Source organism: Elusimicrobiota bacterium, assembly GCA_028718185.1.
Lineage (GTDB): Bacteria > Elusimicrobiota > UBA8919 > UBA8919 > UBA8919 > JAQUMH01.
In genome coordinates this window covers 78124-92356 of record JAQUMH010000005.1, presented here as the reverse complement: position 1 = coordinate 92356, position 14233 = coordinate 78124, and the positions used below count along the sequence as shown (strand labels likewise).

16 protein-coding genes are annotated in these 14233 nt (G+C 33.3%); all 16 read left to right on the top strand.

Annotated elements, in window-relative coordinates:
- Positions 1-14 precede the first annotated feature (14 nt).
- The 16 genes from tsaB to PHE88_08025 all read left to right on the top strand — a co-directional run bounded on the left by tsaB (position 15) and on the right by PHE88_08025 (position 14173).
- Positions 15-659 (top strand): tRNA (adenosine(37)-N6)-threonylcarbamoyltransferase complex dimerization subunit type 1 TsaB, encoded by a 645-nt coding sequence (tsaB, locus tag PHE88_08100; GenBank protein ID MDD5687776.1) that lies wholly within the window; start codon positions 15-17, stop codon positions 657-659.
- Positions 628-1092, top strand: coding sequence for a ribosomal protein S18-alanine N-acetyltransferase (gene rimI, locus PHE88_08095; GenBank protein MDD5687775.1), 465 nt, complete (start codon positions 628-630; stop codon positions 1090-1092). Before tsaB ends, rimI begins: the two co-directional genes overlap by 32 nt.
- Positions 1089-3269, top strand: coding sequence for a tetratricopeptide repeat protein (locus tag PHE88_08090; protein ID MDD5687774.1), 2181 nt, complete (start codon positions 1089-1091; stop codon positions 3267-3269). The genes rimI and PHE88_08090 overlap by 4 nt, the downstream gene beginning before the upstream one ends.
- Positions 3269-4474 carry a PHP domain-containing protein gene (locus PHE88_08085; protein ID MDD5687773.1) on the top strand — a complete coding sequence of 402 codons (1206 nt, stop codon included), beginning with the start codon at positions 3269-3271 and terminating at the stop codon, positions 4472-4474. The genes PHE88_08090 and PHE88_08085 overlap by 1 nt, the downstream gene beginning before the upstream one ends.
- 43 nt (positions 4475-4517) lie before the next feature.
- A complete protein-coding gene (locus PHE88_08080) occupies positions 4518-5510 on the top strand; it encodes a 4Fe-4S dicluster domain-containing protein (GenBank protein ID MDD5687772.1) in 993 nt (330 codons plus the stop codon).
- A gap of 81 nt (positions 5511-5591) precedes the next feature.
- Positions 5592-6410, top strand: coding sequence for an FAD/NAD(P)-binding protein (locus PHE88_08075; GenBank protein MDD5687771.1), 819 nt, complete (start codon positions 5592-5594; stop codon positions 6408-6410).
- A gap of 160 nt (positions 6411-6570) precedes the next feature.
- Entirely contained in the window at positions 6571-7065 is a 495-nt protein-coding gene (locus tag PHE88_08070) for a 4Fe-4S binding protein (protein ID MDD5687770.1), read from the top strand.
- A gap of 103 nt (positions 7066-7168) precedes the next feature.
- Positions 7169-8092, top strand: coding sequence for an NADH-quinone oxidoreductase subunit H (locus PHE88_08065; GenBank protein ID MDD5687769.1), 924 nt, complete (start codon positions 7169-7171; stop codon positions 8090-8092).
- Between the two features lie 39 nt (positions 8093-8131).
- Positions 8132-8500: a four helix bundle protein gene (locus PHE88_08060; protein MDD5687768.1), complete on the top strand. Its 369-nt coding sequence runs from the start codon at positions 8132-8134 to the stop codon at positions 8498-8500.
- A 4-nt stretch (positions 8501-8504) separates the two neighbouring features.
- Positions 8505-8939: an NADH-quinone oxidoreductase subunit NuoB gene (gene nuoB, locus PHE88_08055; protein MDD5687767.1), complete on the top strand. Its 435-nt coding sequence runs from the start codon at positions 8505-8507 to the stop codon at positions 8937-8939.
- Complete coding sequence (locus tag PHE88_08050; protein ID MDD5687766.1) at positions 8936-9379, top strand: NADH-quinone oxidoreductase subunit C; 444 nt, start codon at positions 8936-8938, stop codon at positions 9377-9379. The genes nuoB and PHE88_08050 overlap by 4 nt, the downstream gene beginning before the upstream one ends.
- Before the next feature lie 89 nt (positions 9380-9468).
- Positions 9469-10662 carry a nickel-dependent hydrogenase large subunit gene (locus tag PHE88_08045; protein MDD5687765.1) on the top strand — a complete coding sequence of 398 codons (1194 nt, stop codon included), beginning with the start codon at positions 9469-9471 and terminating at the stop codon, positions 10660-10662.
- A gap of 94 nt (positions 10663-10756) precedes the next feature.
- Entirely contained in the window at positions 10757-12667 is a 1911-nt protein-coding gene (locus PHE88_08040; protein ID MDD5687764.1) for a proton-conducting transporter membrane subunit, read from the top strand.
- 201 nt (positions 12668-12868) lie between these two features.
- Positions 12869-13384: a DUF4040 domain-containing protein gene (locus PHE88_08035; protein MDD5687763.1), complete on the top strand. Its 516-nt coding sequence runs from the start codon at positions 12869-12871 to the stop codon at positions 13382-13384.
- Complete coding sequence (locus tag PHE88_08030; protein MDD5687762.1) at positions 13381-13830, top strand: MnhB domain-containing protein; 450 nt, start codon at positions 13381-13383, stop codon at positions 13828-13830. Before PHE88_08035 ends, PHE88_08030 begins: the two co-directional genes overlap by 4 nt.
- A complete protein-coding gene (locus PHE88_08025) occupies positions 13823-14173 on the top strand; it encodes a sodium:proton antiporter (GenBank protein MDD5687761.1) in 351 nt (116 codons plus the stop codon). Before PHE88_08030 ends, PHE88_08025 begins: the two co-directional genes overlap by 8 nt.
- Positions 14174-14233 lie beyond the last annotated feature (60 nt).

Below are 14233 nucleotides of genomic sequence, written 5' to 3'. Positions count from 1 at the left end.
AGTGAAGGTTACTTATGAAAATACTTGCTATTGAAACGACAGGAGAAATTTGCGGGGCAGCATTGATTGATAATAATAAAATAATATCTGAACGGAATCTTTTGGTGGCTAAAAATTCCTCTTCTAAAATATTTGAAGTAGTAAAAGAAATTTCGAAAAAGCTGGATTTTGATTGTTTAGCAGTTGATATAGGTCCAGGTTCGTTTACCGGCATTAGAATAGGTGTTTCTTTAGCCAGGGCATATGGGCAGTTCTTAAAGGTTCCTGTTATCGGGATTTCAAGTTTAGATTGCCTTGTGTACAGTGCTTTAATTAAAGAAAAAGTGATAGGGCATATTTTTCCAATAATAGATGCGCTTCGTGATGAAGTATTTACGGCAGAATATCAAGGATTAAAAAGAAAAACCGGATATCAGATAATAAAAATTGATAAATTTAGAAATATGTTAAGTAAAGGTTCTGTTGCTGCCGGTAGTGACGAAATATGTGGAAAAATAGGATTGAACGGGAAATGTATTTGTACTCGTATGACTGCTTCGGCAGTCGGATTTTTAGCGATAAAAAAGTTCAAAAATAATTTTAAGGGAGATTACAGGAAGATTTTACCTTTATATGTAAGGAGAAGTTTTGCAGAAGAACACATCGGGACAAAAAGATAATATCATAATACACAATTTGTGTTTTGAGGACATTAACGGGATATTAAAAATTGAACAGGAGTCATATCCGGACCCGTGGTCAAGAAAAATGTTTGAACGTGAGTTAAATCTGGATTTTTCACACTTCTTCGTTGCTACAATTTTGTCAGAGATTGTCGCATATGTGTGTTTTTGGCATGTTGCAGATGAAGCTCATGTTACAAATATTGCTGTTTCAGAAAAATATAGAAAAAAAGGCGTTGGTAGCAAAATGCTGAAATACATTATTGATTTGGCAAAATCCTTACAGATAAAAAAAATGTTTTTGGAAGTCCGTGCCAATAATATCGGCGCAAAAGTTCTTTATGAAAATTACGGATTTAAAAATATTGGTATAAGAAAAAAATACTATTCAAATAAAGATGATGCAGTAATTATGGAGAAAATATTATGAAGAGGTTTTATGTTTTATTTCTAATTTCCAATTTCCTATTTCTTATTTCTATTTCTTCTTTCGCTTCCCAACCCGACCCGCTTCGTCAGCCTAATATTGAGGCAGGCAACGAGGCAAGTGCATATTACTACTATCTATTGGGAAATATTGCTGAAATAAAGGGAGATTTGAAAAATGCGATAAAAGAATACAAATATTCCACTTCATATGATGCAGATTCGCTGTATGTAAAAAAACAACTGGCAAACCTTTATATTCTAACCGGCGATATAAAATCTGCTTATGATATAGTTTCAAAAATATTAAAAACACAGCCTGACGATAAATCAATTATAGAACTTATGGCTGAAATATCAGTTTATCAGAAGAAACCTGAGGAAGCAGTTTCTTTTTACGAAAGAATATTATCCACAGAACCGGCTAATAAAAATGCGTTATATAATTTAGGAGTTTTATATTCTGATTTAAAGAAATACGAAAAAGCAATTTTATATTTTGAAAAATATCTTCAAATTGTACCTGAATCGCCTGAAATTTATGTAAATATCGGAATTCTATACCAAAAACTCAATAGTCCTGTTGAATCAGAATTATATCTTAAAAAAGCACAGGAAATGGATGCTAATTCCATTGTTCCTTTAGTCGCTCTTGCAAATATGTATGAAGAAAAAAAAGATTATAAGAAAGCGCTTGAATTATATGACAAATTGCTGAAGGTTTTTCCTGATGATTTGGAGCTTATGCTTAAAACAGTCGTTATATATATTTTGGAAGGTGATTTAATATCGGCAAAAAAATACTTAGAAGAGGCAAAAAAAGTTTTTCCGAAAAACTATTTAATAGATTACTATTATGGTCTTATTGCTATTGATGAAAAAGATTATCAGGGAGCTATGGATTATTTTAATGAATCTATTAAGCTTAATAAAAAGTTTCCAGAACCTCATATACAGAAAGGTTATCTTTTTGCTTTACAGGAAAATGAAAAGCAATCAATTAAATCTTATGAAAAAGCAATTGAACTGGGGAGTGATGTGGCGGGAGTATATTTTTTGCTGGCTTTGAATTACGAAACATTAAATAATTTTAAGAAAGCGGAGACATATCTTAAAAAAGCAATAAATCTTGAGCCGGACAATTTAAAGTTCCATTTTGAACTTGTTATTGTTTTAGACAAATTAAAAAAATCGGCACAAGTAGAACAGGAGCTTTTTAAACTTATAGAAATTGACTCAACTTCTGCGCTTGCCTATAATTATCTGGGTTATACGTGGGCTGATAGAAATATAAGGCTGGAAGAAGCAGAAAAATATATAAAAATTGCATTAGCAACGGAAAGTGAAAACCCTGCATATTTAGATTCGCTTGGATGGGTTTATTATCGCCAGAAAAAATATGATGAATCACAATTGTTGTTGGAAAAAGCATCTAAAATAATTGACGATCCTCTGATTTATGAACACCTCGGAGATTGTTATCTTGCGCTGGATAATGTTCAAATGGCGGTTGATAGCTGGGAGACTTCGCTTTTACTTGAGAAGAATAAAAGCGTAAAAGATAAAATAAAAAAGTATGGAAAGAATATAAAGTGGTCTAACGATATGATAAAAATGCGTGCTATAAAATGTTTCAAAGACATGCATGATATTTTAGGTTTTATGAGTATTAATACAGTTCATAAAAATGAAGTTTTTGGATTAAATGGTCCATTTTTTTTCAAAAAACCAAAACAATTCAGGTTGGAAATATTAGGGTTCTTTTCAGTGCCTCAAGGGATTATTCTTATGAGGCAAGGAACAATTGTTTATATAACACCTGAAAAGAAGGTTTATAATCTTACAGATGAATATTTCTGGGTTAAAGATATCTTCAATATTTTTGAATCAGAATATTTTGACGGATTAAATTTTGTTAGTGAAGAAAAAGATACCTGTATTTTTAAAAACAATTTTGTTGAATTAAAAATAAATAAAAAATTACAAACAATTTCTGAAATAATATTTTTAAACGGTTCAATAGTAAAGTTTTCGGATTTCAAGCTGGCAGGAAAAGTAATTTTTCCGCACAAGTTGGATTTTATAAACACTTCTTTTGATATGAAGGCTACTGTAATACTTAAAAAACTGAATTTAAATAAAAATATTAAGATTGATTTGTTTAATGTTCCGGAGGAATAATGTTTACAAACCTTCACAACCATTTTACCGGGTCATTTTCCGATAGTACACTGCGCATAGAAGAAGCAGTAAAAAAATTAAAATCACTTGGTCAAAATGCTGTTGCAATAACAGAACATGGTGAAATGCCGTTTGTATATGAATTTTCAGATGTCTGTAAAAAATATGATATAAAACCGATATTTGGTGTTGAAATATATTTTGTTGATAATGCCCAGCAATCTATTGAAAAAAAAGATAAAAACAGATTTCATCTTCTGCTTTTCGCAAAAAATGAAACCGGTTATAGAAATCTTGTTTCGCTTGTATCAGATAGCTGGATTAAAAATAATTATTATGAAAGAAGGGGATTGGTTGATTGGGAACTTTTAGAAAAATATCACGAAGGTGTTATCGCTTCATCTGCTTGTTTTTTTAATCAAGTGTCACAGGCATATATAAAAGAGGATTTGGCAGGAGCGGAAAAAATATTTTTAAGATATAAAAGTATTTTTGGCGGTGATTTTTACGCTGAACTTGGCAGGCATGAAATTAGTGATGAGGAAATCTCCAATAAAGGGCTTATAGAACTTGCCAAAAAGAATAATGTAAAATTAATTGCAACAAATGATGTTCACTATCTGGAAATCGATGATTGGTTAGCACACGATTTAGTTATAAGAACGCGCTTTGATAAAATATCATCTTTTAAAATGGAATCGCATCATTATTGGCTAAAATCCGAAGAAGAAATGTTAGCAACAGGAATACAACAGGAATATTTGGACAACACTCAGGAAATTGTAGATAAATGTGAGTTCCGGTTAAAAAATATAGTTCCGGTACATTACAAGGATATTGACTCAATTGACACTGAAATAAAATCCGGCAATGCTGCATATCTGTCTGAAATTGAATACATTGAAAACGATAAGGCGAACTATTATGTTGAAAATATTTTGGGTAAAAATCACCCGGATAATGCTCATTATGTTGAAAGAATTTCGGGTCTCCCAAGGAAACTACAACCCAATACGGATAAAATCGCGTATTTACCTGATATAAAAGAAAAAATTCCGCTTAAAATAGTTCTTGGCAAAATTATAACTCAATTTACTCAGGAATCTTGTAAAAGAGCAGGTGCATCCATACAATCAGTTGTGCGTTCATCTCTTGCAGACGCACTATTTGATGCTAAAAAAATAGTTAAAAATGTTTTTGAATAGAGCTTGACTAAAAAGATAATATATATATAATTGAGTGCAATATATGGAAAATAGGTATATCAACAATCAAAATTGGCAGAACTTTTTACTTAGTCAAATTGGTAAATATGACGTTTTTTCGCTTTTTAGCCAGGATGATGCTGACTATAATTATTCTAGATTGACTACGCAAAATTTAAATACTTCACTTATAGGTAAATACCGTTCAACAATACCGTTAAAATCATTTTTCTTTTCATCAATTGAAAAAATCGTTCCGCTAAGCTCAAAAAAGCAAAGAATAATTATAGGTGTAAAAGCCTGCGAATTGGCGCATCTTCAGTTACTGGACAATATGTTTTTGGGTGGCGAGTATAGAGATCCTGTTTATGAAGAGGCAAGAAAAAACACATTGATAATATCTGCTGACTGTACATCCTGCAAGAACAGCTGTTTTTGTTCTATTATTGAAGGACTGCCATACCCGACCTCCGGGTTTGATATAAATCTTAGACCTATTCAAAACGGTTTTGTAGTTGAAATTTTAAGTGAGAAAGGTAGAAAATTAATTGATAACAATAAGTGGCTTTTTCAGGACACTATTCAAAATCATTTAGATGAATCTGAGAGAAATAGAACGGAAGTTAATGAACTTGTCTTAAAGGTAAATAAGGATTTTAAGTTTGCAAAATTACTTAATGAAGTTGTCAAGCCGCCAAAAGCAGATTTGTGGAAAGAAGTTGCTAAAGAATGTGTTGAGTGCGGCGGGTGCAGGTTTGCTTGTTCAACTTGCTATTGTTTTTTAATCGGAGAAACAAAAAATTTTGAAAAATACCGTTTCTGGGATGCTTGCCAGTTCAAAGGATATGCAAGAGTAGCAGGCGGTTCTAATCCCAGGTCGACAAAAGAAAAACGTTATAGAAATTTCTATTCCTGTAAAATGAATTACAGGAAGGAGAATTTCGGCTCCTATGCCTGTACCGGTTGTGGTAGATGCATAGAAGTTTGTCCTGCAGAAATTGATATAAGAAAAGTACTGACGAGATTAAGCGAGTAGGAATAAAAAACTGTTATAGCGTTTTAGGGTTATTGGGTTTTAGGGTTTAAACTCTATGAACTCTATAACTCTCCAAACTTTATGAAGAACATTTATCAACCAATTAAGGCGGAAGTTGTAAATATAACAGACGAGAGCTCCAACATAAAAACATTTACTCTAAAACCGTCTGAAAAATTTTCATTTGTAACCGGGCAATTTATTGAATTTTCACTTAACGGGATTGGAGAATCGCCTTTTACTCCTTCTTCTTCACCATATAAAACTGAGACAATAGATGTTACCATAATGAGAGCCGGATATGTTACTGAAAAAATACATCAATTGAAAAAAGGCGATATTGTCGGTATCCGCGGTCCGTATGGCAAAGGGTATCCTATAGAAGAAATGGTAGATAAAGAGGTTTTGATATTGGGTGGCGGTGTTGGGATGGCGCCGTTACGGTCATTTCTTTTAACATTAGTTAAACAAATTGATAAATTTAAAAAGGTTACTTTATGTTACGGTTCAAAGAGTCCCGAAGATATAATTTATAAATCAGAATTTGAAGATTGGAAGAAAATAAAAAAGTTGGATATTTTAAGAAGTGTAGATAAATGTCCGGAAGGCGTATGGAAAGAAAGTGTCGGGGTCGTGACATGTCTTTTGGATAAAGTAAAAGTTGATTTAAAAAATTCGGTTGCTATTGTCTGCGGGCCTCCGATAATGATGAAATTCGGTACGAAAAAACTATTGGAAGTAGGGTTTTCACCTAAAAATATTTATCTTTCAATGGAAAAAAACATGTCTTGCGGTCTTGGTAAATGCGGACATTGTCAGTTAGGTCCCTATTTTGTATGTAAAGACGGTCCGGTTTTTTTATACGATAAAATAAAGGATTTAGAGGAACTTTGGGACTAGCCGTTCGGGAGTAAATTTCTTCGAGACGCTCGTTAGAACTCGCTCTATCATTTGCTCCTGGAAATAATAAGTCGCAAATTTAGGCTCTTCAGAAATTTCTCCCTCGCTCGCGATTAATGTAGGATAAATTTCTTGCTCGCTTTGTGATTAGGTAAGGTTTATGAATAAAAAAATTCTTATTGATTTGGAAAAGTATTATAAAATGGAAGATTTTTCTTCCGAATGCAGCTATTTTTATCATCAAGGGACTGCTTATGATGCACCTAAAAATGATGGTGTTGAAAAACTTCTTGCAAAAGCGGCACAGTATGTTATATGCCGGCAATGTAAACGTGCCGATTGCATTATTTCATGTCCTAACGAAGCACTTGAAAAAAACAATGAAGGAATTTTACAAAGATATTCTATGAGGTGTACTTCCTGTAAGACTTGTTCGGTTGCCTGTCCTTTTGGTACTATATATTTAGATATATTACCTTACAAGACATCACAATGTGACTATTGTATTGATAGAAGTAACGGTAAGCCGCCGATGTGTGTCAGTACATGCAAAGATAATATTTTACAGTGGGTAGATATAGAAGAAGATGAGTCGAAGAATATTTATAAAATATCCGATAAACTTTTGGTGTATAGTTTAAAATGGAAGAAGTAAAAAGTTATAGAGTTATAGAGTTCGTAGCGTTTGTAGAGTTAAAAACCCTAAAACCCTAAAACCCTAAAACCCTATAACCCTATAACTCTATAACGTAACTATTATGAAATTATTATTTGAATTTGTTGTTTTTCCGGGGTTTGTGTTTACTGCTATTATCGGGATGGTTGTTTCCTGGATTGACAGAAAGGTTACTGCCCGTGTTCAATGGCGGCAAGGTCCTCCTTTTTTTCAGCCGTTTTATGATTTTGTGAAACTTTTAAATAGAGAGACCATTATACCAAATAATGCGAATAGCCCTATTTTTATTCTTGCACCTTTTTTTGCGGTAGCTTCCACTACACTTGTATCTTTGATTCTGTGGAAATCTGTGTTAAATCCACAGATGCTCTTTGTCGGTGATTTAATTGTAGTAATTTATCTTTTAGCAATTACTCCAATTTCTGTTATTTTGGGTGCGAGCGCATCAGGTAATCCGATTGCCTCACTTGCTGCTTCACGTGAAATGAAGCTATATGTTTCTTACGAGCTTCCGTTTATTTTATCGATAATAGTATTAATTATAAAATTACAGACTATAAAGTTAGGTGAAATTGTTTCATATCAGCAGACACAAGGAATTGTTTTAAATTCATTTTCCGGTATAATTGCTTTTATTGTTTTTCTTCTATCAATCCAGGCAAAGTTAGGGCTTGTTCCATTTGATATGGCTGAAGCAGAAACAGAAATAGCAGGCGGTGTTTTTATAGAATATTCCGGTATCTTGCTTGCAATTCATAAATTAAATCGTATGATGCTTTTGTTTGTGATTCCCTTTTTTGCAGTGATTTTATTTTTTGGCGGTATAAAATTTGAAGGCATGTCAATTATTTGGGGAATTTTAAAATATGTTTTGGTTCTGGTTTTAATTGTTTTAATAAGAAATACTAATCCACGAGTAAGGATTGACCAGGCAATGCGATTTTTCTGGCGAAGTTGTCTAATTTTTTCAATTTTTGCAATAGTTTTAGCATCGATAGGATATTAGGGTTATAGGGTTATAGAGTTATAGAGTTATAGAGTTATAATGAAAATAGAAAGGTTTGAAGATTTGGAAGTTTGGCAAGAGGCAAGAAAATTGGTAAAAATGGTTTATGAAACAATTAATTGCTGTGATAAATTTAAAAAAGATTATAGATTAGTAAACCAGTTAACGAGTGCTTCTGTATCAATAATGAGTAATATTGCCGAAGGATTTTCACGGCATTCAAATAAAGAATTTATACAATTTTTATATATCTCAAAAGCATCTGTTTCTGAAACTCAAAGTATTCTTTATGTTATGAAAGATTTGGAATATATAAACGATAATACTTTTTATTCCATATACAATCAAGCAGATAAAGTGGCAAAAATGGATTCAAATTTGATAAAATATTTATCAAAAACCCTATAACTCTATGAACTCTAAAACTCTAAAACTTAAAGTACTTACCAAGTCAATCTGGGTGTTTCACACGGCTTGCAGTCCTTGTAATAACTGCGATATTGAAATACTGGACGCTTTAACACCACGGCATGATTTGGAAAGGTTTGGTATTCAGCTTGTGGGTTCAATCCGGCATGCCGATGCGCTTTTGGTTACAGGTGCTGTAAATAAAAAAATTGTAGACCGCTTAAAACGGATTTATGAGCAGGCACCGAAACCTATTTTGGTTATTGCAATAGGAAATTGTGCCTGTTCAGAGATAATGTTCAGAGATTCTTATAATACCTGCGGTCCTTTAGATAAAATTATTCCGGTAAATGCATATGTTCCGGGTTGCCCGCCAAAACCGGAAGCTATGATAATGGGTGTTGTTAAACTGATAAAAGCATTAAGAGGCGAAAAATGAATGTTATTGAACAAATAAAAGAAAAACTTGGAAATAAAATTAAAAAATACGAAGAAAAAAATAAAAAAAGGTTCTATTTCGATATTTCACCGTCAGATATTGTCAGCATATCAAAATATTTGTTTGATGATATAAAGTTAAGATTCATTATTGCTACAGGTACTGATAGAAGAGACGGAATTGAAATTCTTTATCATTTTAGTGATGATAAAGACGGTAGTGTTATTTCGTTTCGTGTTTTAATTACTAATAAAGAGAAACCGGAAATTGAAACCATTTCACATATTATAAAAGGTGCCGAGTGGATTGAAAGAGAAATGTGGGAGTTGTTAGGAATAAATTTCAAAGGTCACCCGAATTTGAAACATCTTTTGTTAAGAGACGACTGGCCCGAAGGCGATTATCCATTAAGGCAGGGACAAGGAGAAGGAAGAAAGTAAAAGGGTTATAGCGTTATAGAGTTTGTAGAGTTTTAGGGTTGAAACCCTATAACCCAATAACCCTATAACTCTAAAACACAAAGACGACTATGAACGATAAAAGAACAATCATTCCTATCGGTCCGTATCATCCTTTACAGGAAGAAGGAGAATTTTTTAAACTCTATGTTGAAGGTGAAAGAGTGGTTGATATGGATATTGAAATAGGATATAACCACAGGGGGATAGAAAAACTTTCAGAATCACTGCACTGGGACCAGTCGGCGTTTCTAGTTGAAAGGATATGCGGAATTTGTTCTTCGAGCCATCCTTTTGCATATGTAAATGCCGTTGAGGATTTGGCAGGTTTTGAAATTTCTGTTCGTGCAAAATATATTCGTTCGGTTGTAGGTGAATTAGAACGATTACACTCGCATCTTCTGTGGCTTGGTTTAGCAGGGCATTTTATAGGTTACAATACTGTATGGATGTGGAGTTGGAAATATAGGGAATTAGTTTGTGACATATTAGAGTTTATATCAGGCAATCGCCAGCACTATGCAATGATGAAAATTGGCGGTACGCGACGGGACATAGAAAAAAAAGACATTCCTCAGATTGAAAAAATGTGTAATGAATTGGTTCCTGTTTTGGATATGTTCAAAGGTGCTGTAATGGATGACCCTGTTATTCATGCAAGAACAAAAGGTGTAGGAATATTACCAAAGGATGTTGCGATAAAATATTGTGTAGTGGGTCCTACTGCAAGAGCATCAGGTTTAGATATGGATATTCGCAGGGATGATCCATACGCGGCATATGGTATGGTTGACTGGAAAGTTATTTTGGCGCAGAATGGTGATGTTTTTGATAAAGCGGCAGTCCGTATCCTTGAAATGTACGAATCGGTAAAAATTATTCGTGGTTGTCTTGAGGGACTTAAAAAAGAACCGGAAGGCAACTTTGATTTAAATGTAAAAGAAATCCCTGTTGGAGAAGGTATAGGCAGGCACGAAGCACCGAGAGGTGAAGTATTTCATTATGTCCGTTCAGATAAAAGCAGCAGGCCTGTCCGTCACAAAATACGTGCACCTTCTTACGTTAATGTCCCTTCAGACCAATATGCGGTAAAAGGTCAGACAATTTCAGATGCTGCCTTAATTTTAGCAGCAGTTGACCCTTGTTATTGTTGTACGGAAAGAGTTGCTGTCATTGATAAAGAAAAAAACAAAAAACTAATGAACGGTTTTGATTTAATAAAATTGTCGCAAGAAAAAACAGAGCAAATAAGAAAAGCGTTATAGAATATAGAGAGTTTTAGAGTTTGTAGAGTTATAGAGTTCATAGAGTTTAAACCCTATAACCCTATAACTCTAAAACCCAATAACCAAAACATTTATGAATCTAATTTATTATTTAATCGGATTACCTATATTAGGTGGAATTATTTGTTTATTAATACCTAAGGCGACTGAAGTTGTCGCTGTGTCGGTATCTATTGTAACATTTATTGTAAGTATTTTAGCATTTATTATACCACCACCTTCATCTGAATATTTTGTTTTTAATGTTCTCGGAGGATTTGTCGTTTTATTTGTGACACTTTTCGGGTTTCTAATTGTTTTATATTCACTGAAATTTATGCAGGACTTGAGTAGTGAACAAAAAATTTCCTTGTCACAATATTACTGCTATATTTTATTGACGTTAGGAGCAGCTATCGGTGCAGTTTTGTCAAATAATTTAATATTGTTACTGGTTTTCTGGGGCTTCCTGGGGTTAACGTTATATTTATTAATACAAATTAACCCTGAACCAGTAAACAATTCTTCAGAACATAAGAACACAAGAACAATAGAACATTCTTCTTCAGCTTCTGCAGCTAAAAAAACTTTCATAATAATAGGTGGTTCCGATTGTTTTATGATTCTTGGTATAGCGATAATCTTGTTGTTAACAGGAACACTGCAGATGGATAAGATACATATTATTTTATCATCCCGACTGGCAATAGTTACTTTTTTATGTTTAATAATAGCTGCTTTTGCAAAAGCAGGTGTGATGCCATTGCATACATGGGTACCGGATATGGCAGTATCGGCACCCATTCCTGTAACGGCATATTTACCGGCTTCTTTGGATAAGTTGCTCGGTATTTATTTATTAATCCGAATATGTACCGGCTTTTTTTCTTTCAACTCTCAATTTTCAACTCTAAATTTTGTGCTGATGTTAATTGGTGCAATAACTATAATAATGGCAGTATTTATGGCAATGATACAGCATGATATAAAGAAATTACTTTCGTACCATGCTGTTTCACAGGTAGGGTATATGGTATTAGGAATAGGTACAGGTAACCCTATAGGTATTGCGGGCGGACTTTTTCATATGCTAAATCATGCAATTTATAAATCATGTTTGTTTTTATGTGGTGGTTCTATTGAGTACAAAACAAAAACAAGTGATTTAGCTAATCTTGGCGGATTGGCAAAATATATGCCGATAACATTCATAACTTGCTTAATAGCAGCATTATCAATATCAGGGATACCGCTTACTAACGGGTTTGTATCAAAATGGATGATATATCAAGGAATAATTCAGGTTGGTACTACCGGTTCTACTTTATTGACGAAGTTATGGTGGATATTTATAGTGGCAGCAATGTTCGGTTCTGCACTTACATTAGCATCATTTATTAAACTTCTACATGGAGTATTTCTTGGCCAACCATCAGAACATGAGAACATTATAACACAAGAACACAAGAACACAAGAACATCAGAACGCCTTTCAGAAGTCCCATTGTCCATGTGGTTACCTCAGGTTGTACTTGCCGGATTATGTATAATTTTTGGTGTATTTGCATTCCAGCTTCCATTAAAATATTTTATTTTTCCTTCTCTCTCAACTACGAACTATGAACTATTAACTGGTTTCCCTGGTTTCTGGCAGCCAAGATTGGCAACATTACTTATTTTTGTCGGACTTTTAATAGGTCTTGTTGTTTATTTGATATCTAAAGTTAAGTATCGTAAGTCAGACATATATATAGGTGGCGAGATATTATCTGATGATGCCCGTGTTAAGGGAGTAGATTTTTATCAGACAATAAAAGATATAGGATTTTTTAAAACTATGTATGACCTTGCTGAAGAAAAAATATTTGACATATACGATTGGTTCAGGAAAATATTTATATCAATCGGAGCTATTTTATCATACATGCATACAGGTAATTTACATACATATTTGAGCTGGAGTTTGATAGGCGTAATAATTTTGCTTTTAGTTTTGATCCGTTGATTTATATTTGTTATTCTGTATAAAATACTGTAGCGGCTTGCCCTTGGCAAGCCTTAGCGTGATTGGAAAATATATTTTCGTTATACACACCAAGGGTGTGCAACTACAATAAACAAGGGGTGCAACGATTAGGCAGAGCAAGCTTTGCCACTACAATATAGTTGTAGTTGCCGACCTTGGTCGGCATAATTTGGGGATTAAATGTTGATATTAAAAATACTGATTATTTTCATGATAATAAGTTCAATCGCTGCTATAGAAATGAAAGATTTACTTTCTGCTGTTATTTCTATAGGTGCTACCGGGTTAGGTTTATCTGTATGTTTCCTTTTGCTTAAAGCGCCGGATTTAGCGATTGTACAGCTTGTTGTTGAAATTTTAGTTTTAATCATACTGATTCGCGGTACAGTTGACCGGGATGGAGTTCATTATGAACGGCGGGAAGTTTTACCATATATAGTAGTCAGCATATTCATTATAGTTTTTCTTATTTGTGCATATTATTTAGTTAATGAGCTCCCAAGGATTGGATATCCGATAATGAAGATATCCAAATTATATCTCAGCGAAAGTTTCCAGAAAATCGGAGCGCCAAATGTGGTTGTTTCTATCTTATTGAATTACCGCGTATATGATACCCTTGCAGCTGCAACTATTTTCTTTACTTCAGTTATAGGCGTTTTGACCATAATGCGAAAAGTGGGTAAGAAAAAATGATAAAAAAATCACAAACCGGAATGACATTAATTGTAAAAACAGTTACCAGGTTGACTACCGGATTGATATTGCTTTTTGGTATTTATATAGTTTTTAACGGGCATATTGAATCAGAAGGCGGTTTTGCGGGCGGGGTAATAATTGCGTTATCGTTTATCCATTTAATGCTTGCGTATGGTAAAGAAGTCACGCTTAAAAAAATGAATGAAAAATTAAGCGAAATATTAGAAAATCTTGGTGCCATAATATTTATAATATGTACCGTGTTGGCTATGTTCAGCGGAGGGTATTTTCTTTCAAATGTTTTGGGAAAAGGCAAACCATTCGAATTATTCAGCGTGGGAACAATGTTAATATATAATATAGCAATTAGTTTAATTGTCAGTGCCGGGCTTTTTAGTATATTTATTACACTAGTATTTTTCAGGAGTGAAAAAAATGATTGATTATTTTCTTTGCATAGTACTTTTTTGTGTTGGATTATATGCAATATTAATAAAGAGAAATTTAATAAAAATTATTATAGGATTGACTATAATGGAATATGCTGTTAACCTGTTTTTAGTACTTATAGGATATAAATATAATGCCACATTCCCGATATTTTCCAGGCAGAATGTAGCGACTCAACAACCGTTAAATATGGTTGACCCGTTACCACAGGCGATGGTTTTAACGGCGATAATAATAGGTTTAGCTGTTACAGTAATACTTGTAGGTATTGCAATAAGATTATACGAAAAATATAAAACCTTTGACATAGCAGAAATCCGAAAACTTAAAGGATAGAAGATAGAGATTAGAGGATGGGGATTAGAGATTAGAAATTAAAACTATGAACTACGAACT

What these genes read in the sequence shown, in the direction of transcription:
- PHE88_08075 (MDD5687771.1), top strand. Translation starts at nt 5,592, where the DNA reads ATGAAGAACATTTATCAACCAATTAAGGCGGAAGTTGTAAATATAACA.
- PHE88_08080 (MDD5687772.1), top strand. Translation starts at nt 4,518, where the DNA reads ATGGAAAATAGGTATATCAACAATCAAAATTGGCAGAACTTTTTACTT.
- PHE88_08085 (MDD5687773.1), top strand. Translation starts at nt 3,269, where the DNA reads ATGTTTACAAACCTTCACAACCATTTTACCGGGTCATTTTCCGATAGT.
- PHE88_08025 (MDD5687761.1), top strand. Translation starts at nt 13,823, where the DNA reads ATGATTGATTATTTTCTTTGCATAGTACTTTTTTGTGTTGGATTATAT.
- PHE88_08060 (MDD5687768.1), top strand. Translation starts at nt 8,132, where the DNA reads ATGAAAATAGAAAGGTTTGAAGATTTGGAAGTTTGGCAAGAGGCAAGA.
- nuoB (MDD5687767.1), top strand. Translation starts at nt 8,505, where the DNA reads ATGAACTCTAAAACTCTAAAACTTAAAGTACTTACCAAGTCAATCTGG.
- PHE88_08045 (MDD5687765.1), top strand. Translation starts at nt 9,469, where the DNA reads ATGAACGATAAAAGAACAATCATTCCTATCGGTCCGTATCATCCTTTA.
- PHE88_08030 (MDD5687762.1), top strand. Translation starts at nt 13,381, where the DNA reads ATGATAAAAAAATCACAAACCGGAATGACATTAATTGTAAAAACAGTT.
- PHE88_08070 (MDD5687770.1), top strand. Translation starts at nt 6,571, where the DNA reads ATGAATAAAAAAATTCTTATTGATTTGGAAAAGTATTATAAAATGGAA.
- tsaB (MDD5687776.1), top strand. Translation starts at nt 15, where the DNA reads ATGAAAATACTTGCTATTGAAACGACAGGAGAAATTTGCGGGGCAGCA.
- PHE88_08040 (MDD5687764.1), top strand. Translation starts at nt 10,757, where the DNA reads ATGAATCTAATTTATTATTTAATCGGATTACCTATATTAGGTGGAATT.
- PHE88_08035 (MDD5687763.1), top strand. Translation starts at nt 12,869, where the DNA reads ATGTTGATATTAAAAATACTGATTATTTTCATGATAATAAGTTCAATC.
- PHE88_08090 (MDD5687774.1), top strand. Translation starts at nt 1,089, where the DNA reads ATGAAGAGGTTTTATGTTTTATTTCTAATTTCCAATTTCCTATTTCTT.
- PHE88_08050 (MDD5687766.1), top strand. Translation starts at nt 8,936, where the DNA reads ATGAATGTTATTGAACAAATAAAAGAAAAACTTGGAAATAAAATTAAA.
- PHE88_08065 (MDD5687769.1), top strand. Translation starts at nt 7,169, where the DNA reads ATGAAATTATTATTTGAATTTGTTGTTTTTCCGGGGTTTGTGTTTACT.